This window comes from Pseudomonas sp. TMW 2.1634, assembly GCF_001703595.1.
Lineage (GTDB): Bacteria > Pseudomonadota > Gammaproteobacteria > Pseudomonadales > Pseudomonadaceae > Aquipseudomonas > Aquipseudomonas fragi.
Genome location: NZ_CP016849.1, coordinates 4,325,354 through 4,344,843 on the forward strand (window position 1 = coordinate 4,325,354; position 19,490 = coordinate 4,344,843).

A 19,490-nucleotide genomic window follows, 5' to 3' on the forward strand; every position below is an offset into this window, starting at 1 on the left:
GTGAGTGTAGCCAAGGCGGGGGAAATCGCCGGGATGATGCAAGCGGCAGGAATCTTTGTGGGAACGGGCTTGCTCGCGATACAGGCGGCTCGGTCTCTTTGACAGACCAAGTAGATGCCCTCGCGGGCAAGCCCGCTCCCACAGGAAATGTGAGTGTCAGTGCGCCTGCTCAGCCTCCACCGGCGCATCCTTGGTCACATGCTTGACCAGTTTGCCGATGGTCAAACCCTGGAACAGGATCGAGGACAGCACCACGATGTAAGTGATACTCAGGATCAGGTCGCGTTCCGGGCCCAGTGGCAAGGCCAAGGCCAAAGCCACCGAAACACCGCCGCGCAGGCCGCCCCAGGTGAGGATGCGGATGGTGCCGCGGGGCACGGTGCGCCAGCGACGCAGCAAGACAATGGCCGGTGCCACGGTCAGCAGGCGCGACAGCAAAATGGCCACGGCCAGGCCGCTGGCCGCCAGCAAATGCAGCCACGAGAACGGCAGCAGCAACAGCTCCATGCCAATCAGCGCAAACAACAGGGCATTGAGCATGTCATCGAGCAATTCCCAAAAGCCGTCCATATAGCGACGGGTCATTTCGTTCATGGCCTTGTTGCGGCCCAGGTTGCCGATGATCAAACCGGCCACCACCATCGCAATCGGCGCCGAGACATGCAGCTCACTGGCCATGGCCGAGCCGCCAATCACCAGGGCCAACGTCAGCATCACTTCGATCTGGTATTGCTCGATGCTCTTGATCATGCGGTACACCAGGTAACCGATCAGGCCACCGAACACCACGCCGCCAATGGCTTCGTGGGCGAACAGCATGGCCGTGGCGCTCAGGCTCGGGGTTTCACCCAGTTGCACGATGCCCAGCAGCACGGTGAACACCACAACGGCGGTGCCGTCATTGAACAGCGACTCGCCCACAATGGTGGTTTTCAGTGGCTTGGAAGCGTTGGCGGTGCGCAGCACGCCGAGCACGGCAATCGGGTCGGTAGGGGAAATCAGTGCGCCGAACAGCAGGCAGTACAAGAAGCTGATATGCCAGCCGAACAGGCCGAAAATCCAGTACGCCAGGCTGCCGATCACTGTGGTGGCGATCAATACACCGACCGTGGCCAGCAGGCCAATAGGCCAGCGATAGCTGCGCACGTCGTTGAAATTCACATGCAGCGCGCCGGCAAACAGCAGGAACGACAGCATCCAGTTCATCAGCAGGTCGCCGAAGTCGATCTGGCCGATCAGCTCCTGCACACGCTCTTCCAGCCCCGGGTAACCGAGGAAGCTCAAGCCTTGCAACAGCAGGGAAAACATCAGGGCGGTGACCATCACGCCAATCGTCGGCGGCAGGCCGATAAAGCGGAAGTTCACATAAGTCAGTAGTGAAGTCAGGCAGATAAACGCAGCAACAAGCTCAAGCATCCGGGATCCTGTGGTGGCGAGAGTGAATGGAAACCCGACGGGTTCGGGTCATGTTTGGATGCAAAAACGGGCATCAGGGGCACATCCCGGGGGTGTGGCAAAGGGACGCGAAGTGCGAGGTCATTGACCACACTGTAGCACTGAGGTTGCATGGTGGCGCTTGCGGCAGTCGCAGGTTGATAACAATAAGGAGTCTGCGGTGCTGGCAACGGTGTTGGTGTTGGTCGCGGCGGTGTTGCATGCGATCTGGAACACGCTGATCAAGTTCAGCGGTGAGCGTTTGCTGGTGATCGCCTGCATGGACACGGTGGCGCTGGTGGTGGTGGCGGTGCTGGTGGGTTTTGCGCAATGGCCGCCGGCGGATATCTGGCCGTGGATTCTGGCTTCGGTGTTTTTCGAGCTGGTGTACCGGGTGCTGTTGATCCGCGCTTATCGGGTGGGCGACCTGGGGCTGGTGTACCCGCTGATGCGCGGGCTTTCGCCGCTGGTGGTGCTGGCGCTGACCCTGACCTTTGCCGGTGAAGTGCTGAGCGGGCAGCAGATCATCGGCATTTTGCTGATTCCGTGCGGCATGGCCTGCTTGTTGTGGCAGGGCGGTGGCGGTGATCGCCTGCCCTGGTCGATGCTGCCGGTGGTGGCGCTGATCGGCCTGTGCATCGGTTGCTATACCTTCCTGGACGGGCAGGCGATCCGGCGCTGGTCCCATCCGCTGGATTATCTGGTGTGGGTCACCTTGCTCAGTGCCTGGCCGTTCCCGCTGCTGGCGGTCACCCGCAAGCGTGCTGCGTTCCAGCTGTTCTGGCGCACGCAATGGCGCTTGGGTGTGGCGGTGGGGGTTTGCGTGCTGGCCAGCTATGCGCTGGTGCTGTGGGCCATGCAGTTGGGTTCGATTGCCGAGGCGGCGGCGCTGCGTGAGGTCAGTGTGATTCTGGTGGTGCTGTTCGGTATGCGTTACCTCAAAGAACCTTTCGGCGGGCCGAGGCTCATAGCCTGTGGGCTGGTGCTGATCGGCATGCTCGTGATGAAACTCTAAAAAGGAAATTCCAATGACGGTTGCTTTCTGGTGTGTACTGATTGCCTTCTGCCTGACCTATGTGTGCACCGCGTTTGCCAAGTTCAGTGATGGCAAGTTCGGGCCCAAACAGAACCATGATCCGCGTGCGTTTCTCGACGGCCTGCAAGGGTTTGCCAAGCGCGCCCACAGTGCCCAGCTCAACAGCTTTGAAGTGACCCCGGCGTTTGCCGCGGCGGTGATCATTGCCGATATCGTGGGCAACGCCCAGCCGGTGACCATCGATGTGCTGGCGGTGTTATTTGTCACCAGCCGCATGCTCTACATCATCTGTTACCTGGCCGACTGGGCGATTCTGCGTTCAATCGTGTGGTTTATCGGCATGGGGCTGGTGGTCAGCTTCTTTTTTGTGTCGATGTAACGCAATCACCACACTGCCTGTGGGAGCGGGCTTGCTCGCGATGGCCTCGACGCGGTGCATCAGGCGAACCGCATCGTCTGCATCGCGGGCAAGCCCGCTCCCACAAAAGTCGGATTCTATGGCCAGCAGGTGCTCTTACAACGGCAACGCCGCCCCTTTAGGCCACAGCAGCCAGATATTGCCCTTTTGTTTCATGTCGCCTGCAATTTGCCCTGCCTCGGGGCCCGTGCCGACAAAGAAGTCAGCCCGCACCTCGCCGGCAATCGCGCCGCCGGTGTCCTGGGCGGCAACCGGGCGCACGATGGGCTGGCCGTTGGCCTGGGTGGTCGACAACCACAACAGGCTGCCCAGCGGAATCACCTTGCGGTCAACTGCCACGCTGTAACCGGCGGTCAGCGGCACGTTCAGCGAGCCGCGCGGGCCTTCGTTGCTGTCAGGATTCTGAGTGAAGAACACATAGCTCGGGTTGCTGGCCAGCATCTCGTGGACACGCTGCGGGTTGGCCATTGCCCAGGCGTGAATGGTGCCCATCGTGACGTCTTCTTTCTTCAGTTCGCCTTGCTCGACCAGCCAGCGGCCAATCGGTTTGTACGGGTGGCCGTTCTGGTCGGCGTAGCCGATGCGCAGTTGACGGCCATTGTCGAGCTGGACCCGGCCAGAACCCTGGATCTGCAGGAACTGCAGGTCCATCGGGTCGGTCAGCCACGCCAGTACCGGGGCGTCCAGGCCTTTGCTGTTGATGGTCTCGGCGGTGTCGTAAGGCTTGAGCACGCGACCTTCGAGGCGACCGCGCAGGCGCTTGCCCTTGAGTTCGGGGTAAATGCTGTCCAGGTTGACCACGATCAGGTCAGTGGGCACGCCATAGATCGGCACATTGGCCGCTTGGGTGGGTTTGAGGCTGCCCGGGTAAACGGGTTCGTAATAACCGGTGATCAGGCCGTCACTGCTGCCTTCGGCCGAGCGCAGGCTGTACACGTCGAGGTGGGTTTGCAGGAAATTGCTGATTTCGGCCACGCTCGGGCTGGCAGGCAATGCCGCAGCGTCGGTGCAGACCGGTCCCCAGTTGGCATCCGCCTTGAGGCGGGTACAGGCACTGCGCCATGAGGCGAAGCCGCTTTGCAGGTCACTGCCCGTCACTTCCGGCAGGGCACTCCAGTCGGCTTTGCTGTAGGTGGTGTGCGGCTCAGGTTTGACGGCATTCTTGTCTGCGTCCTTGTCGGTGCCGTTGCATCCGGCCAGCAACATGACAACGGGCAGCGCCCAGGCCAGTGGTTTGAAAAATCTGTTCATTGACGCTGTTCCTTCAAGGCTGCCGAGGTCTGATGGCCGTCAAGGCAAACCGTATATTTAATAAGGGTATTGGTCTTTGCAGGTGACACGAGGATACTGGCGGCCGATTTCCGTGACCTGAAGCCACCATGACTCTTAAACGATTGACTGTTGTAGTGCTCGCCTGCCTGACGCTGACGGCGTGTGGCGGGGTTGATCCCGATTCGCCGCTGGGCCAGCGTAAAGCGATTTTCAAGCAAATGCTAAAGACCAGTGAAGACCTGGGCGGCATGTTGCGGGGTCGAATTCCGTTCGATGGTCCGCGCTTTACCGAGGGCGCGATCAAGCTGGATGCCTTGGCTTACGAACCGTGGAAGCATTTCCCTCAAGTCAAAGAGAGCGATCAAACCAGCGCTACTGATGATGTCTGGCAAAAGCAGGCACGTTTTCAGGAGCTGGCGCGCCAGTTGGAGGCTGCTACGGGTGAGCTGGTGATCGCCAGCCAGGTGCAGCCCTACAAAGCCAGCAACCTGATGCCGGCAGTGCAGAAGGTCGAAGACACCTGCAGTGCGTGCCACAAGGCATTCAGGAATCACTGAGTAAAGTTGAGCCGGTACCCACCTGCTGTGGGAGCGGGCTTGCTCGCGATGCAGGCGACGCGATCTGTCAGGCAGACCGCAGCGATCTCATCGCGAGCAAGCCCGCTCCTACAAGGCGTATTACTTGTCCAGCTGATCCAGCGCTTCCTGCAACTCTTTACGCGACTCGGCCAGCTTGTTTTTGCGCTTGTCGATTTTTTCCGGGTCGCCTTTTTTCATGGCCTTGTCCAGGTCTGCCTGGCGCTTGCTGACTTCATGCTTGGCTTCCAGCACCTTGTTTTCGCGTTCCTTGCGCAGGCCCGCGTCGGTGCAATGGGCTTGAACTTCGCTCAGGGCTTTTTCCAGGCCGGCCACCTGGTTGCTGTTGCCGTGGGCTCGCGCCTGCTCCAGTTGCAGGGTGATGGCCTGCTTCTTGGCCGCACAGCCGGTCAGTTCCGGGGCTGCATCAGCGGCCATCAGCGGGGAGGCCAACAGGCCGCAAACAGTAAACAGGGCGAGCGGTGAAAGTAATTTCATAAATAGCTCCATGACCAAAGATGACAATTAAATAAGGCTGAAAAAAACGCTACACAAGAGCGTTTTGGCGGATCCAAACCGTGGATGTTAGCAGCATCCGCACGCAAGCAATCCGTCGAGCTTTTCCCGCCAGCAGCAAAAAGCCCCGAACAGTTGCCTGTACGGGGCTTTTGGTGCAGCAGGTTTTACTTACAAACCAGCAGCGGCGCGCAGTTCTTCAGCGCGGTCGGTACGCTCCCACGTAAACGTGGTGAAGGTATCGTTGCCCACTGTCTTGGTCTGCGGCGTGCGGCCGAAGTGACCGTAAGCGGCAGTTTCCTGGTACATCGGGTGCAGCAGGTCGAGCATGGTGGTGATGGCGTATGGACGCAGGTCGAACACGTCACGCACCAGCTTGATGATCTTGTCGTCGCTGATTTTGCCAGTGCCGAAGGTGTTCAACGAAATCGAAGTCGGTTGTGCGACGCCGATAGCGTAGGAAACCTGGATCTCGCAACGATCAGCCAGGCCTGCAGCCACGATGTTTTTGGCTACATAACGACCAGCGTAGGCTGCCGAACGGTCAACCTTGGACGGATCCTTGCCCGAGAACGCGCCGCCACCGTGACGGGCCATGCCGCCGTAGGTGTCAACGATGATCTTGCGACCGGTCAGGCCGCAGTCGCCAACCGGGCCACCGATGATGAACTGGCCAGTCGGGTTGATGTGGAACTGGGTGTCCTTGTGCAGCAGCTCGGCTGGCAGCACATGCTTGACGATCAGTTCCATCACGCCTTCGCGCAGGTCTTTGTACGACACTTCCGGGTTGTGCTGGGTCGACAGCACGATGGCGTCGATGGCCACAACCTTGCCGCCTTCGTAGCGGCAAGTAACCTGGGACTTGGCATCCGGGCGCAACCACGGCAGCAGGCCGGACTTGCGGGCTTCGGCCTGGCGCTGCACCAACTGGTGGGAGAAGGTGATCGGTGCAGGCATCAGCACGTCGGTTTCGTTGCTGGCGTAGCCGAACATCAGGCCCTGGTCGCCGGCGCCCTGATCTTCAGGCTTGGCACGGTCAACACCCTGGTTGATGTCAGGGGACTGCTTGCCGATGATGTTCATCACGCCGCAGGTCGCGCCGTCGAAGCCGACGTCGGAGCTGGTGTAGCCGATGTCGGTGATCACGTCACGAACGATCTGCTCCAGGTCAACCCAGGCCGAAGTGGTCACTTCGCCGGCGATGATTGCTACGCCGGTTTTCACCAGAGTCTCGCACGCCACACGGGCGAACTTGTCTTCAGCAATGATGGCGTCCAGCACCGCGTCAGAAATCTGGTCGGCGATTTTGTCCGGATGCCCTTCAGACACGGACTCGGAGGTGAAAAGGGAGTATTCGCTCATCTCGACGGTTTCCTAATATTTACCGATGGTGAGTGTCGCCAGCTGGCCGCTGAAAGTGGCGGACCTGAAGCTGGAAACCATTACGTAAGCCTACATAGAGGCTTTCCCCGGGAACGAGTCCCGCAGCGGTGGCCCAATGGGCCAGATCATCTTGTTCAAAACCCAGCCACAAATCCCCGCAGGCCTCGCGGGCCCACGCCTGATTATGGCTGCACAACTCTGTTACCAGCAGGCTACCGCCCGGTTGCAGCAAGGTTGCCAGTTGCTTGAGTGCCTCGGCCGGCGCGGCGAAATGGTGCAAGACCATGTTCACCACCACGCAGTCGACCTGCAGCGGTGCTTCGTGCAACGCGTCGGCCAGGATCAGGCTGACGTTGTTCAGTGACTCGCGTTCACACACCTGACGGGCCAGCTCCAGCATCACCGGGCTGTTGTCCAGCGCCGTGACCTGATGAAAGCGGCGGGCCAGGTCGGGCAAAAAGCTGCCATCGCCGGGGCCGACTTCCAGGGCCGTGGCCGCCGGGCTGAAACTCAGCTTGTCGAGCAGGGTTAAAACACTGTCCCGGTATTGCGGCAAGCCGGCGATCAAATCCTGTTGAGCGCGAAATTTCTCGGCTATGCGTGAGAAAAAGTCCTGGCTGGCGGCTGCACGTTGGCCGTGTACGGCGCTGATGCGCGCCTGTACTTCCGCGGGCAAGGTCAGGTTATCGACCTCTTCCAGCAGTGCTGCATGCAATTTGCCGCCCAGTTGTTCGGTATGGGGCAGGGCGCGGCGATAAAAAATCGCGTTGCCTTCGCGCCGGGTCGCAACCAGCCGCGCCTGGGACAGCACCTTGAGGTGGTGGCTCATGCCGGACTGGCCGGTGGCGAAAATCTGCGCCAGCTCCAGCACACCAAACGAATCGTTGGCCAACGCGCGCAGCACATTGAGTCGCAGCGGATCGCCTCCAGCCTTGCACAGGGCGGAGAGCTCGTCGCAATCGTCATGGCGGATTGAAGGCACGCGTAAGTTCATGGGGCCGCAGTCTAGTTACCCGCTCAAGCCCCCGCAAGTTCAATATCAAAACTTTTTGATATTGGTCGATAAATGGCGCGTTTGTCGGGTCAGATGTGCTTATTAACGAAATGAAATGTCCGATCCTTAACAGATTGAACGCCTGAACAAAGGAAAAACGTTTCAGCTGACTATCTGTCATTGCCCCGAGGGGGTGGGTGAGGGAAAATGCTCGCCTTTTTTCCGTTTCGATTTAACTTTCAATACCCAGGAGAACAGCGATGCCCAGCCGTCGTGAGCGTGCCAACGCCATTCGTGCACTCAGCATGGATGCCGTGCAAAAAGCCAACAGCGGCCATCCAGGTGCCCCTATGGGTATGGCTGATATCGCCGAAGTACTGTGGCGCGATTATCTGAAGCACAACCCGAGCAATCCTTCGTTCGCTGACCGTGACCGCTTCGTGCTGTCCAACGGCCACGGTTCGATGCTGATCTACTCGTTGTTGCACCTGACCGGCTATGACCTGTCGATCGACGACCTGAAAAACTTCCGCCAGCTGCACAGCCGTACTCCGGGCCACCCGGAGCTGGGCTACACGCCGGGCGTTGAAACCACCACTGGCCCGTTGGGTCAGGGCCTGGCCAACGCCGTGGGCTTCGCCCTGGCCGAAAAAGTCATGGGCGCGCAGTTCAACCGTCCTGGCCATAACGTTGTCGATCACCACACCTATGTGTTCCTGGGTGATGGCTGCATGATGGAAGGCATTTCCCACGAAGTTGGCTCGCTGGCCGGCACCCTGGGCCTGAGCAAGCTGATCGCGTTCTACGACGACAACGGCATCTCCATCGATGGCGAAGTGGAAGGCTGGTTCACCGACGACACGCCAAAGCGTTTCGAAGCCTACAACTGGCAAGTGATCCGCAACGTTGACGGTCACGACCCGGAAGAAATCAAGACTGCCATCGAAACCGCACGCAAAAGCGACAAGCCAACGCTGATCTGCTGCAAGACCACCATCGGTTTCGGTTCGCCGAACAAGCAGGGCAAGGAAGACTGCCACGGCGCTCCGCTGGGCAACGACGAAATCGCCCTGACCCGCAAGGCCCTGAACTGGAACCACGGCCCGTTTGAAATCCCGGCTGATATCTACGCCGAATGGGATGCCAAGGAAGTCGGTGCTGCGGTTGAGTCCGAGTGGGACAAGCGCTTCGCTGCCTACGCTGCCGAGTTCCCGGAACTGGCCGCCGAGCTGTCCCGTCGCCTGAGCGGCAAGCTGCCAGCTGACTTCGATGCCAAGGCCAACGCCTATATCGCTGAAGTCGCTGCCAAAGGCGAAACCATCGCCAGCCGCAAAGCCAGCCAGAACGCCCTGAACGCCTTTGGCCCGTTGCTGCCGGAACTGCTGGGCGGCTCCGCTGACCTGGCTGGTTCCAACCTGACCCTCTGGAAAGGCTGCAAAGGCGTATCGGCTGAAGACGCCAGCGGCAACTACGTGTACTACGGTGTACGCGAGTTCGGCATGAGCGCCATCATGAACGGCGTTGCCCTGCACGGCGGCCTGGTGCCTTACGGCGCGACCTTCCTGATGTTCATGGAATACGCCCGCAACGCCATCCGCATGTCGGCCCTGATGAAGCAGCGCGTGATCTATGTGTTCACCCACGACTCCATCGGCCTGGGCGAAGACGGCCCGACTCACCAGCCAATCGAGCAACTGACCAGCCTGCGTACTACGCCGAACCTGGACACCTGGCGCCCGGCCGATGCGGTGGAATCCGCAGCTGCCTGGAAATACGCCCTGGAGCGCAACGACGGTCCGTCCGCGTTGATCTTCTCGCGTCAGAACCTCAACCACCAGACCCGTGATGCCGGCCAGATTGCCGATATCAACCGTGGTGGCTATGTGCTCAAGGACTGCGCAGGCGAGCCTGAGCTGATCCTGATCTCGGCCGGTTCCGAAGTGGGCCTGGCTGTTCAGGCCTGGGAAAAACTGACCGAACAGGGCCGCAAGGTTCGCGTGGTGTCGATGCCATGCACCAGCGTGTACGAAGCTCAGGATGCAGGCTACAAGCAGTCGGTTCTGCCGCTGCAGGTAAGCGCCCGTATCGCTATCGAAGCGTCCCACGCTGACTACTGGTACAAGTACGTGGGCCTGGAAGGCCGCGTGATCGGTATGACCACCTACGGCGAGTCGGCGCCTGCGCCTGCCTTGTTCGAAGAGTTCGGCTTCACCCTGGAAAACATCCTGGGTCAGGCTGACGAATTGCTGGAAGACTGATTCGGCATTAGCGCTTGGCTCCATCGCGGGCAAGCCCGCTCCCACAGGATATGCACTGTCCATGTGGGAGCGGGCTTGCCCGCGATGGCATAAGTGGCATTGATGCTGTGGTGACTGATTCACCCGTAAAAACAAGAGAACCCCCATGCCTCAACCGCGTCCCTACAAAGTTGCACTCAACGGCTACGGCCGAATTGGTCGTTGCGTCTTGCGTGCGTTGTTCGAGCGAGGGGCAGAAGCCGGGTTCGAAATTGTTGCACTCAATGACCTGGCCGATATGGCCAGTCTCGAATATTTGACGCGCTTCGACTCCACTCATGGCCGGTTTCCCGGCGAAATACGGATCGAAGGCGATTGCCTGCATATTAATGGCGACTGCGTGAAAGTGTTCCGCAGTGCCACCCCCGAAGGGATCGACTGGGCCGCGCTGGGCGTTGACCTGGTGCTGGAATGCTCCGGCGTCTACAACACCCGCGCCGACGGCCAGCGTTTCCTGGATGCCGGTGCGCCCGCCGTGCTCTTTTCGCAACCGATGGCCAGCGACGCCGATGTCGACGCCACCATCGTTTATGGCGTCAACCAGCACAGCCTGACCGGCGAAGAACGCCTGGTCTCCAACGCCTCCTGCACCACCAACTGCGGTGTGCCGCTGTTGCGTTTGCTGGATCAGGCCCTTGGCCTTGAGTATGTGTCGATCACCACGATTCACTCGGCAATGAACGATCAGCCGGTAATCGATGCCTACCATCATGAAGATCTGCGGCGTACGCGCTCGGCTTTTCAGTCAGTGATTCCGGTGTCTACCGGCCTGGCCAAGGGCATCGAGCGCCTGTTGCCGGAACTTGCTGGCCGGATTCAGGCCAAAGCGGTACGGGTGCCGACCTTGAACGTGTCGTGCCTGGACATCACCCTGACCACGGCCCGGGACACCGATGCCGCAGAAGTGAACCGCATACTGCGCGAGGCTGCCACCAGCGGTCCGCTCAAGGGCTTGCTGGCCTATACCGAGTTGCCGCACGCCAGCTGTGATTTCAATCATGACCCGCATTCGGCCATTGTCGATGCCAGCCAGACCCGCGTTTCCGGCCCCCGCCTGGTGAACCTGCTGGCCTGGTTCGACAACGAATGGGGTTTTGCCAATCGAATGATCGATGTGGCAGAGCACTACTTGCACGTTACCCACCCAAAATCCGTTCTCTAACATTAGAAACTCAGGAATTGCGACCCATGACCGTGTTGAAGATGACCGACCTCGATCTGCAAGGTAAACGCGTACTGATCCGCGAAGACCTCAACGTCCCAGTCAAGGACGGTGTAGTCACCAGCGATGCGCGTATCCTCGCTTCGCTGCCGACCATCAAGCTGGCGTTGGAAAAAGGCGCGGCGGTCATGGTCTGCTCGCACCTGGGGCGCCCGACTGAAGGCGAGTTTTCGGCTGAAAACAGCCTCAAGCCTGTAGCCGATTACCTGAGCAAGGCCTTGGGCCGTGAAGTGCCGCTGGTCAGCGATTACCTCAATGGCGTCGACGTTAAAGCCGGCGACATCGTGCTGTTTGAAAACGTGCGCTTCAACAAGGGCGAAAAGAAAAACGCCGACGAGCTGGCCAAGCAATATGCCGCCCTGTGCGACGTGTTTGTGATGGACGCTTTCGGCACTGCTCACCGCGCCGAAGGTTCGACCCACGGCGTGGCCAAGTTTGCCAAGGTGGCAGCTGCAGGCCCTCTGCTGGCTGCTGAGCTGGAAGCACTGGGCAAGGCCCTGGGCGCCCCGGCCAAGCCAATGGCGGCGATTGTTGCCGGCTCCAAGGTGTCGACCAAGCTTGAAGTACTGAACAGCCTGAGCCAGATCTGCGACCTGCTGATCGTGGGTGGCGGTATCGCCAACACTTTCTTGGCCGCCGCCGGTCACCCGGTGGGCAAGTCGCTGTACGAGCCCGACCTGCTGGAAACCGCTCGCGCCATCGCTGCCAAGGTTAACGTGCCCCTGCCTACCGACGTAGTCGTGGCCAAAGAGTTCGCTGAAAGTGCCGCTGCAACCGTCAAGCTGATTGCCGACGTGGCTGCAGACGACATGATCCTGGATATCGGCCCGCAAACCGCGGCGCATTTCGCAGAGCTGCTCAAGTCTTCGAAGACTATCCTGTGGAACGGCCCGGTCGGTGTGTTCGAGTTCGATCAGTTCGGCAACGGCACCAAGGTTCTGGCCCAGGCCATTGCTGACAGTGCAGCGTTCTCGATTGCTGGCGGCGGCGATACCCTGGCGGCTATCGACAAGTACGGCATTGCTGATCAAATCTCCTACATCTCCACCGGCGGTGGTGCATTCCTGGAGTTCGTCGAAGGCAAGGTACTGCCTGCCGTCGAGATCCTGGAAAGCCGCGCCAAAGCCTGAAGGTGTTTCAGGCCCTGAAAGGAAGCATGGACATGGTCAAGTTGTTACCGCTGTTGATGATCGCGGGCTTTTTGGCCGGTTGCGCCGGCTCGAGCAAGCCGGCGCCCGAGGCTGCAACCCCTGAAGAGAGTGGTTGCTACCAGGCTGACTGGCAGGCGCAAAGCGTGCCGCTGGTCAATAAACGCTCAGGGCCTGAGGCGCTGGAAAAATACGAGTCGCCCAAGGCTTCACAAGAGCGCGGGTGCCCTTGATTTGATATGGGTTTGTGCGTGGGAGCGGGCTTGCTCGCGATTACATCACCGCGGTTCGGCAATTAGACCGAATTGCCTGCATCGCGAGCAAGCCCGCTCTCACAAACAGGCCGCATAGCTATAGCTGGAGCTGTAACGTTTCAGCTGCATCGAATTGGCAGAATGGGGCAAACCCCCGATCTGCAATAACTTGAATAGCAGCCGCCGCTACGGCAGGCTTGCACGATTAACGACCCTTGTCCGGGAGAGACACACACAATGGCACTTATCAGCATGCGCCAGATGTTGGACCACGCCGCCGAATTCGGCTACGGCGTTCCAGCCTTCAACGTAAACAACCTTGAGCAGATGCGCGCCATTATGGAAGCCGCTGACAAGACCGACTCCCCGGTGATCGTTCAGGCTTCGGCCGGTGCGCGCAAGTACGCAGGTGCTCCCTTCCTGCGTCACCTGATCCTGGCTGCAATCGAAGAATTCCCGCATATCCCGGTGTGCATGCACCAGGACCACGGCACCAGCCCTGACGTGTGCCAGCGCTCGATCCAGCTGGGCTTCAGCTCGGTGATGATGGACGGCTCGCTGGGCGAAGACGGCAAGACCCCTACCGACTACGACTACAACGTTCGCGTTACTCAGCAAACCGTTGCCCTGGCGCACGCTTGCGGTGTATCGGTTGAAGGCGAGCTGGGCTGCCTGGGTTCCCTGGAAACCGGTATGGCTGGCGAAGAAGACGGCATCGGTGCAGAAGGCGTTCTGGATCACAGCCAGATGTTGACCGACCCGGAAGAAGCGGCTGACTTCGTCAAGCGCACCCAGGTTGATGCCCTGGCCATTGCCATCGGTACTTCCCACGGCGCTTACAAGTTCACCAAGCCACCTACTGGCGACGTACTGGCGATTGACCGGATCAAAGAGATCCACAAGCGCATTCCGAACACTCACCTGGTGATGCACGGTTCGTCTTCTGTTCCACAAGAGTGGCTGGCGATCATCAACGAGTTCGGCGGCGACATCAAAGAAACCTACGGTGTGCCGGTAGAAGAAATCGTTGAAGGCATCAAGCACGGCGTGCGCAAGGTCAACATCGACACCGACCTGCGTCTGGCATCGACTGGCGCCATGCGTCGCCTGATGGCAACCAACCCGAGCGAGTTCGACCCGCGCAAGTTCTTCGGCGCCACCGTAACGGCCATGCGTGACGTGTGTATCGCCCGTTACGAAGCCTTCGGTACTGCCGGTAATGCTTCGAAGATCAAACCGATCTCCCTGGAAGCCATGTACCAGCGTTACCTCAAGGGTGAGCTGAACGCCAAGGTCAACTAAGACCGGCGCGTACAAAAAAGCCCGCAGCGATGCGGGCTTTTTTGTGGGTGTCAGTTGTGGCCCTCAACGCTTGAGCAACCCGCGCACACTGATCCACACAGGAATCCCCAAGCCAATCCAGCTCAGCACATCCCAGGCGCCGTCACCCAATAGCGCACTGAACAGCCCCGTCACGCAGACCAGCCCGATCGCTAACGGGATGGCAAACACCTTCCAGAAGTTCGACTGACGCGGCCTCATCGTGCGCTCTCCCTGGCGGCGCGGCGGCGCACCCACCACAAGTACAACCCGCTGCCGAGCACCACGATGGTCAACACGTCGAGGGCTGCCCAGAGGATTTTCATCGGCATGCCGCCGTAGTCGCCAAAATGCAGCGGCTGCGACATGCCCATAGCGTCCATGTACCAGGGTCGCCCGGCCACGGCGGTGACCTCCAGGGTGCTGGCGTCAATCAAGACCGGGGTCAGCAGGTGCGAGGTCAGGTGCGTGCTGCCTTTCATAAAGACTGCGTAATGGTGCTCGCTGGAGAACCGCGTGCCGGGGAAGGCGATAAAGTCCGGGCGCATGCCGGGTGCGGCCCTGGCGGCAATCTCCAGCAGCTGGCTGGCCGGGGCCAGGTGGGTCAGCGGCGGGGCATCGCGGTAGGGTTCGATCATGGCGCTGAGGCTGTCATTGCGCCAGGCGGCGATAATCAGGTCGGCACAGGCGCTGATCACCCCGGTCACACCCACCACCAAGGCCCAGGTCAGGGTCACGGCGCCAATCAGGTTATGCAGGTCGAGCCAGCGCAGGCGGGTGGATTTGTCGGTGCGCACGGTGGCGAATTCATGGCGGCGCATAAAGGGCAGGTACAGCACTGTGCCGGAGATGATCGCCAGCACAAACAGCAGCCCCATAAAGGCCAATAGCAGCTTGCCGGGCAGCCCGGCGAACATGTCCACATGCAGGCGCAGCATGACCATCATCAGCCCGCCATTGGCTGACGGCGTTTCAATGGCTTCGCCGGTGCGAGCGTCGAGCATAAAGGTGTGGGAGGAATTGGGTTCGGTGCCGGCAGTGGGGGCCATAATCGTGAGGACGGCATTGGGCTCGTCTTCTTCCCAGCCGAAATACTGCATGACCTCGCCCGGGCGATGGGCTTCGGCGGCGCGTACCAGTTGTTGCAGGTCGAGGGTCGGGGTATCGGCAGGCAGCGCCTTGACCTGCGGCGCATCGCCCAGCAGATGGTCGATTTCATGATGAAAAATCAATGGCAGGCCAGTGAGTGCCAGCATCAGCAAGAACGCGGTGCAAATCAGGCTGGTCCAGGTGTGGACAAAGGACCAGCGGCGGATGGTTTTGCTTTTCATGAAAATCCTGAATGCGTAAACCCCCTGTGGGAGCGGGCTTGCTCGCGATGCAGGCAACTCGGTGTGTCTGAAAAAGCCGAGGTGATGCCATCGCGGGCAAGCCCGCTCCCACAGGGGGAAGGGGGTGCAGCCCTTAGCGGGTTACCACTTGTAGTTGACGCTGGCCATGACGTTACGGCGGTCGCCGTAGTAGCAATAGAAACCGTCGCAGGTCGACAGGTATTCCTTGTCGAATACGTTGTTGGCGTTCACAGAAACCGTAGCGCCCTTGAGCGTTTTGCTAACCTTACCCAAGTCGTAATGCACCGCGGCATCGTAGACGGTGTAAGCGTCGGTGTGGCCATAAGAAGCGTCGGGCACATAAGCCATGCTGCCGATTGCGATGTTGTCGGTCTCGCCAATGTAGCGGGCACCAAAGCCGACGCCGAAGCCATCCAGAACACCTTTGTGCCAGGTGTAGTCCGCCCAGATCGAGGCTTGATGTTCAGGCGTCAGGGGGAGAGGACGGTTCTTGTCCAGCGGGTCGGAGACCTTGGTCATCTTGGTGTTGGCATAGGTGTAGGCAGCGGTCAGTTTAAGGTTCTCGTTGACGTTGCCCACGGCCTCCAGCTCCACGCCGCGTACGTTGGCTTCACCCAGTGGCCGGCTTACACCCAGGGTGTCGCTGAGCACGATGTTTTTACGGGTCAGGTCATACACGGCAGCGGTGAACAGCATCTCGGTGCCGGGTGGCTGGTACTTGAGGCCCACTTCGTATTGCTTGCCGGTGCCGGGCTTGAACGCCTTGCCGCCAAAACCACCCGGCTCGGCCTGGAACGATTCGGCATAGGACACATAAGGCGTGAAGCCGGAATCGAACACATAGCTCAGCGCGGCATTGCCAGTGAAGGCACTGTCATCACGTTTGTCGCGTGCGTTGTTCTCGTTGTAGAACGTGGTGTCGGTGTGCAGCCAGTCCTGGCGCCCGCCCAGGGTCAGGCGCCAGTTGTCCAGCGCCATCTGGTCTTGCAGGTAGAGGCCGGTGTCACGGGTTTTTTGGTTGTAGTCGTTGTAAGCGGTGTATTTGACGTTGCTGAAATCCTGCCCGTAGATCGGGTTGATGATGTTGCTGGCCGGGGCGGCGCCGTATTGCCATTTGTAGTTGGTGTTGACGCGCTGGTGGTCGAGGCCGATCAGTACCGTGTGCTTGAGGGCTCCCGTGTTGAAGTCCGCCTGGAAGTTGTTGTCCACGGCGAACTGGCTGATGTCTTCGTTCACGATATTGGCGCCGCGCTGCACGGTGCCGTCGTCGGCAACGGAGCCGTAGTAACCGCCCGCCGTGATGCCCTGAAACGACAGGTCGCTTTTGGTGTAGCGCAAGTTCTGACGGAACTGCCATACATCGTCAAAGCGGTGTTCGAAGGCGTAGCCGAGTGCGTAGTAGGTCTTGTCGTAGAACTCCCACTTCGGGTCACCCAGGTTTTCGTGATACTTCACCTTGCCCGCCGGTGAGTCGACCTTGGTGCCCTGGATCGGCAAGAACTGGCTGGTGATACCCGTGTCGTCACGGTTGAACTGGCTGAGGAAGGTCAGCTTGGTGTCCGGGTCGATGTTCCAGGTCAGGCTGGGCGCGAGGTTGTAGCGCTTGTCTTCGTTGTGATCGATCGCGGTGTTGCTGTCGCGTACCAGGCCGCTGATGCGGTAAAGAAAGCGGCCTTCATCATCGATCGGGCCGGTGCTGTCGAAGCTGATTTGTTTGCGCTGGTAGCTGCCGACTTGTACCTGCACTTCATGGCTCGGGGTGTCTTGCGGGCGACGGCTGACCATATCCAGCAAGCCACCGGCAGGGGTCTGGCCGTAGACCGATGACGCCGGGCCACGCAGCAGGGCTACGCGCTCAAGGTCCCAGGTTTCCAGCTTGGGCATGGTGTAGGAGCCCTTGGGCAGCGGCAGGCCGTCGAGAAACTGGGTGGGTTCGAAGCCGCGCACCTTCAGCCACTCTGAGCGGCTGTCGCTGCCATAGCTGCTGGCCGTAACGCCGGGCATGTAACGAACCGCATCATCCAGGTTCTGCACCGCCCGATCCTGCATCTGGCTGCGAGTGGCCACGGAGATGGAGCGGGGGGCTTCAGCCAGTGAGGTATCGGTTTTGGTACCCGACGCCGTACGTTGGGCGAGGTAACCATCCACCGGGCCCCAGGCGCTCTCGTAATTGCCCTGGCCGGAAATGGTCGTTGCCCCCAGGGCCAATGCGCCCTGGGGGATTTCGATCAGCGTGAAGCTGCCCGCACTGCCCGGCACCAATTGCAACCCGCTCCCCTGCAACGCCTCACGCATCGCGGACGTGGCTTCGAATGTGCCCTTGACCGGCGCTGAGGTTTTGCCCGCCAGTAGGGACGAGTCGATGGCCAGGGTGATGCCGGCCTGGCTGGCGATCTGGTTCAGGGTGGCCGCCAATGGCCCGGCGGGCAAATTGTAGCTGCGCGCAGACGACGCCTGCTCGGCGGCCATCAGTGGGGTGCTGGCCAGCGGGGCGCTGAGGGCAATGGCGACAGCCAACAGGGTGGGACGCAAAAACGTGTCGAGGGTGCGGGACATTCGGCGGGTTCCTGAATGGAAATGTTTCTCAATGCCTATGTGCCGCACGAGATTGGAAAAGTGATAGGGCTGATTGAAAATAATTTAGATTCAGTTCGCCGCAGGCTTGGCGCTGACAGTGACCCACCACGGGGTACGTTGCCGGATCTCGACAGGTAAGGTCGGCAACAGGGCGTTGAGTGCCAGCTCCACATTGTTCAGCGGGAAGCTGCCAGTGATGCGCAGGTCGGCTACTTCAGGCGCTACGCCCAGGTGGCCGCGCTGGTAGCGGTTGAGTTCGCCCACCATGTCGGCCAGGCGCACGTTGTCCAGCACCAGCATGCCCCGTGTCCAGGCATCGGCTCCGGGGCTGACGGCATACATCTGGCCCAGACGGTCGCGGTGCATCAGTACTTGCTGACCTTCGCTGTAGATGGTCTGCTCGACGCTGTCTTGAGGGTGGGCCTGGACCCTCGATTGCAGCACGCTCAGGCGCGTGCCGTCGTCTTCACGTTTGACCATGAAGCGGGTGCCCAGGGCCAGCAAGCTGCCATCGCGGGTTTGTACGATAAAGGGCCGAGGGTCGCCGTGGCCGGTCTCGACCATGATCTCGCCTTCTTGCAGGACGATGCGCCGGGTGCTGTCGTCAAACTGTACATCGACTGCGCTATGGGTATTGAGGTTGAGCAGCGTGCCATCGGCCAGGCGCAGTTGGCGTTGTTCGCCGGTGGCGGTGCGCTGGTCGGCCATCCAGTAATCGATGGGCAGGTAGCTTTTACCGGCGAACAGGGCCAGCCCGCACACCAGCGCGACACTCGCCAGGCCGCTACCGAGCTTGCGTACCCGCTGCTGCACGCCATTGCGCGCATTGAGCAGGGCGTTGCGCGCCGGGATGCCAGTGTTGCTGAAGCGCTGGTCGAGCATGCCCAGTTGTAACCAGGCACGGGCGTGTTCTTCGCTGGCGCTGTACCACTTGGCGAATTCGGCCTGTTCCACGGCGCTGCCGTTGCCGCAGTCCAGGCACAGTTGCCAGGCAATGGCGGCGTCCAGCACCTGGGCCGAGACCGGTTTGGTATTGGCCTGGCTCATGTCGGTTCGCCATACAGGGCGATATAGCACTGGCGGATGCCCTGGGCCAGGTATTGGCGCACACGGGGCACCGACACGCCCAGGCGTTCGGCGATTTCGGCGTGGGTCATGCCGTCGAGCCGGCTGTGCAGGAAGGCGGCGCGGGCTTTGCTCGACAGCTTGGCCAGCATGCGGTCGATGGCCTTGAGGTCTTCGAGGATCAGTTGCTGGGCCTCGGGCGAAGGCTGCTCGGCCTCGGGGATCAGCATCAATTCGTTGAGCCAGGCCTGTTCCAGTGCGGCGCGGCGAAAGTAGTCAAACAGCAGGCCCTTGGCGATGGCCGCCAGAAAGGCCCGGGGCTCGCGGGGGGCTTGCAGTTCGGTACGGCCCAGCAGGCGCACGAAGGTGTCCTGGCTGAGGTCTTCGGCCCGTTGCGGGCAGGCCACGTTGCGTCGCAACCACGCCAGCAGCCAGCCGCGATGGTCGCGATAAAGCGCTCCAACCAGCTCACTGTGGGGGTTTTGGACTGACGACAAGGGCATCACCGACTGCAAGTTTTAACTAACGATAATTATTCGCGATTGTGGCAGAGGGAATGGTCCTACGCAATTGACGCTCATCGGATGACCGATAAGGGGGGGGAGGGTCGTTCTTTGTGGGAGCGGG

Annotated in this window: 18 protein-coding genes; 8 read left to right on the forward strand and 10 right to left on the reverse strand. The window is 60.5% G+C overall.

Annotated features, from left to right (window positions below):
- Window positions 1–156 precede the first annotated feature (156 nt).
- A complete protein-coding gene (locus tag BFC21_RS20500) occupies window positions 157–1,416 on the reverse strand; it encodes a sodium:proton antiporter (protein WP_083369739.1) in 1,260 nt (419 codons plus the stop codon).
- Between the two features lie 199 nt (window positions 1,417–1,615).
- On the opposite strand from BFC21_RS20500, the gene BFC21_RS20505 reads away from it, so the two are divergent.
- Together BFC21_RS20505 and BFC21_RS20510 are read left to right on the forward strand one after the other, a co-directional pair.
- Window positions 1,616–2,449 (forward strand): DMT family transporter, encoded by an 834-nt coding sequence (locus BFC21_RS20505; RefSeq protein ID WP_088378791.1) that lies wholly within the window; start codon window positions 1,616–1,618, stop codon window positions 2,447–2,449.
- Window positions 2,450–2,462: 13 nt separating this feature from the next.
- Window positions 2,463–2,849, forward strand: coding sequence for an MAPEG family protein (locus BFC21_RS20510; RefSeq protein WP_088378792.1), 387 nt, complete (start codon window positions 2,463–2,465; stop codon window positions 2,847–2,849).
- Window positions 2,850–2,984: 135 nt separating this feature from the next.
- Here BFC21_RS20510 and BFC21_RS20515 read toward each other — a convergent pair whose 3' ends face one another.
- A complete protein-coding gene (locus BFC21_RS20515) occupies window positions 2,985–4,139 on the reverse strand; it encodes a murein transglycosylase A (RefSeq protein ID WP_088378793.1) in 1,155 nt (384 codons plus the stop codon).
- A gap of 128 nt (window positions 4,140–4,267) precedes the next feature.
- On the opposite strand from BFC21_RS20515, the gene BFC21_RS20520 reads away from it, so the two are divergent.
- Entirely contained in the window at window positions 4,268–4,717 is a 450-nt protein-coding gene (locus BFC21_RS20520) for a cytochrome c (RefSeq protein ID WP_029611611.1), read from the forward strand.
- A 120-nt stretch (window positions 4,718–4,837) separates the two neighbouring features.
- On the opposite strand, the gene BFC21_RS20530 is transcribed toward BFC21_RS20520, so the two are convergent.
- The 3 genes from BFC21_RS20530 to BFC21_RS20540 form a co-directional block, all read right to left on the reverse strand.
- Window positions 4,838–5,233 carry a DUF1090 domain-containing protein gene (locus tag BFC21_RS20530; RefSeq protein ID WP_095003908.1) on the reverse strand — a complete coding sequence of 132 codons (396 nt, stop codon included), beginning with the start codon at window positions 5,231–5,233 and terminating at the stop codon, window positions 4,838–4,840.
- A gap of 189 nt (window positions 5,234–5,422) precedes the next feature.
- On the reverse strand, window positions 5,423–6,613 hold the full coding sequence (metK, locus tag BFC21_RS20535; RefSeq protein ID WP_016782497.1) for a methionine adenosyltransferase: 1,191 nt from the start codon (window positions 6,611–6,613) through the stop codon (window positions 5,423–5,425).
- 19 nt (window positions 6,614–6,632) lie between these two features.
- Window positions 6,633–7,628 carry a metalloregulator ArsR/SmtB family transcription factor gene (locus BFC21_RS20540; protein ID WP_088378794.1) on the reverse strand — a complete coding sequence of 332 codons (996 nt, stop codon included), beginning with the start codon at window positions 7,626–7,628 and terminating at the stop codon, window positions 6,633–6,635.
- Between the two features lie 260 nt (window positions 7,629–7,888).
- Between BFC21_RS20540 and tkt the strand changes: the two genes are divergently transcribed.
- The 5 genes from tkt to fba all read left to right on the forward strand — a co-directional run bounded on the left by tkt (window position 7,889) and on the right by fba (window position 13,851).
- The gene (gene tkt / locus BFC21_RS20545) at window positions 7,889–9,886 is read left to right on the forward strand and encodes a transketolase (RefSeq protein WP_016782495.1); all 1,998 of its coding nucleotides are present in this window, start codon (window positions 7,889–7,891) and stop codon (window positions 9,884–9,886) included.
- A gap of 145 nt (window positions 9,887–10,031) precedes the next feature.
- The gene (gene epd / locus BFC21_RS20550) at window positions 10,032–11,087 is read left to right on the forward strand and encodes an erythrose-4-phosphate dehydrogenase (protein WP_083369740.1); all 1,056 of its coding nucleotides are present in this window, start codon (window positions 10,032–10,034) and stop codon (window positions 11,085–11,087) included.
- A gap of 26 nt (window positions 11,088–11,113) precedes the next feature.
- Window positions 11,114–12,277 carry a phosphoglycerate kinase gene (locus tag BFC21_RS20555; protein ID WP_016782493.1) on the forward strand — a complete coding sequence of 388 codons (1,164 nt, stop codon included), beginning with the start codon at window positions 11,114–11,116 and terminating at the stop codon, window positions 12,275–12,277.
- Between the two features lie 32 nt (window positions 12,278–12,309).
- Window positions 12,310–12,528 (forward strand): hypothetical protein, encoded by a 219-nt coding sequence (locus BFC21_RS20560; protein ID WP_016782492.1) that lies wholly within the window; start codon window positions 12,310–12,312, stop codon window positions 12,526–12,528.
- A gap of 258 nt (window positions 12,529–12,786) precedes the next feature.
- A complete protein-coding gene (gene fba, locus BFC21_RS20570; protein WP_004419605.1) occupies window positions 12,787–13,851 on the forward strand; it encodes a class II fructose-bisphosphate aldolase in 1,065 nt (354 codons plus the stop codon).
- Window positions 13,852–13,914: 63 nt separating this feature from the next.
- Here fba and BFC21_RS27335 read toward each other — a convergent pair whose 3' ends face one another.
- The 5 genes from BFC21_RS27335 to BFC21_RS20590 form a co-directional block, all read right to left on the reverse strand.
- Window positions 13,915–14,091, reverse strand: coding sequence for a hypothetical protein (locus BFC21_RS27335; RefSeq protein ID WP_162939360.1), 177 nt, complete (start codon window positions 14,089–14,091; stop codon window positions 13,915–13,917).
- Window positions 14,088–15,200, reverse strand: a complete 1,113-nt coding sequence (locus BFC21_RS20575; protein ID WP_088378795.1) for a PepSY domain-containing protein — start codon at window positions 15,198–15,200, stop codon at window positions 14,088–14,090. The genes BFC21_RS27335 and BFC21_RS20575 overlap by 4 nt, the downstream gene beginning before the upstream one ends.
- 141 nt (window positions 15,201–15,341) lie before the next feature.
- Window positions 15,342–17,777, reverse strand: coding sequence for a TonB-dependent siderophore receptor (locus tag BFC21_RS20580; protein ID WP_088378796.1), 2,436 nt, complete (start codon window positions 17,775–17,777; stop codon window positions 15,342–15,344).
- A gap of 90 nt (window positions 17,778–17,867) precedes the next feature.
- Window positions 17,868–18,845 (reverse strand): FecR family protein, encoded by a 978-nt coding sequence (locus tag BFC21_RS20585; RefSeq protein WP_095040597.1) that lies wholly within the window; start codon window positions 18,843–18,845, stop codon window positions 17,868–17,870.
- On the reverse strand, window positions 18,842–19,366 hold the full coding sequence (locus BFC21_RS20590; protein WP_162939361.1) for an RNA polymerase sigma factor: 525 nt from the start codon (window positions 19,364–19,366) through the stop codon (window positions 18,842–18,844). Before BFC21_RS20590 ends, BFC21_RS20585 begins: the two co-directional genes overlap by 4 nt.
- Window positions 19,367–19,490: the final 124 nt, after the last annotated feature.